The following is a 1,097-nucleotide window of genomic DNA, read 5'->3' on the forward strand; positions in this document are numbered from 1 at the left end:
CCGCGGAAGCCGGCGCAGCGGCGGTCGCGGAGCGCCTGGATGCACTTGCGCTCGATCTCGAGCGCGGTTGGCGGGGACAGGCGAGCGAGGGCGGCGGATTGGTTTTCACCCGCCTGCTGCGGGGCCTGACGGAACGCCGCGTGATCGATGCGGCAACGCTGCAGTCGGTCGAAGCACGGCACCTCGACGACATGGCCGGGGAACTGCGCGACGTCTATCAGACGACAGGCGTCCTGAAGGGTAAGGATCGTGAGTACCCGATTTCCGGGCCCCTGAGCCTGGCGGATGCGGTCTTCGAAATCGGCCGCAAGGGCGTGAAATTCTCCCGTTATAAAGGCCTCGGAGAGATGAATCCGGAGCAGCTTTGGGAAACGACGCTGGATCCCAATGTAAGGGCATTGCTGCAGGTCAAGATCGCCCATAGCGACGATGCCTCGGACATTTTTTCCACTTTAATGGGAGATATTGTTGAACCGAGACGTGATTTCATTCAGTCTCATGCTCTCGAGGTGGCAAACCTCGACGTCTGACGTTGGGGAGACGGGGCGTCGGGTCAGGGACCAATCTGGGGAATTCCGTTCAGGTAGTGAACGCGGGTGATCACAAACAGATTGTTTTTGCCACTTGGTTCAACTTATCGTAGGCCAATGCTGGGCGCTGTTGTGTTTAGCGGTGTTGCAGATTTGGAAAGTACGGAAAGCAAAGGGAACAGCGAAAGACGATGGCAAGTGAAAAGGATGCACATATCGGCAGACGACTCTTGCAGGCCCGCGTTTCGCAAGGCTTGAGTCAGGATGACCTCGGTTCCATGGTTGGGGTGAGCTTTCAACAGATTCAAAAGTACGAAAAAGGATTGAACAGGATCGGCAGCGGTCGGCTTTGGGACCTCAGCGTAGCGCTGAACGTTCCGATCGTGTATTTTTTCGAAGGGCTCGCAGATAAAGGTAAAACGGCGACTTCGGCTTCCGAGCTGGCGGATACCAGGGTAACGCACAGCATGGTCGAGGTGGCCCGGGCGTTCGGCGCCATCGAAGACAGCAACGTAAAGTCCTCATTCTTGCGATTGCTGAAGGCAACCAGCGGAAAAGTGTGACGCA

1 protein-coding gene and 1 pseudogene are annotated in these 1,097 nt (G+C 57.1%); both read left to right on the forward strand.

Features of this window, described 5'->3' with window-relative positions; translation table 11 throughout:
- Window positions 1–530: pseudogene (locus F6K46_RS39935) on the forward strand (hypothetical protein); the annotation flags it as partial.
- A 191-nt stretch (window positions 531–721) separates the two neighbouring features.
- Complete coding sequence (locus tag F6K46_RS39940; RefSeq protein ID WP_293118229.1) at window positions 722–1,093, forward strand: helix-turn-helix transcriptional regulator; 372 nt, start codon at window positions 722–724, stop codon at window positions 1,091–1,093.
- Window positions 1,094–1,097: the final 4 nt, after the last annotated feature.

The organism is Moorena sp. SIO3E8, from assembly GCF_010692445.1.
Lineage (GTDB): Bacteria > Cyanobacteriota > Cyanobacteriia > Cyanobacteriales > Coleofasciculaceae > Moorena > Moorena bouillonii.

What these genes read in the sequence shown, in the direction of transcription:
- F6K46_RS39940 (WP_293118229.1), top strand. Translation starts at nt 722, where the DNA reads ATGGCAAGTGAAAAGGATGCACATATCGGCAGACGACTCTTGCAGGCC.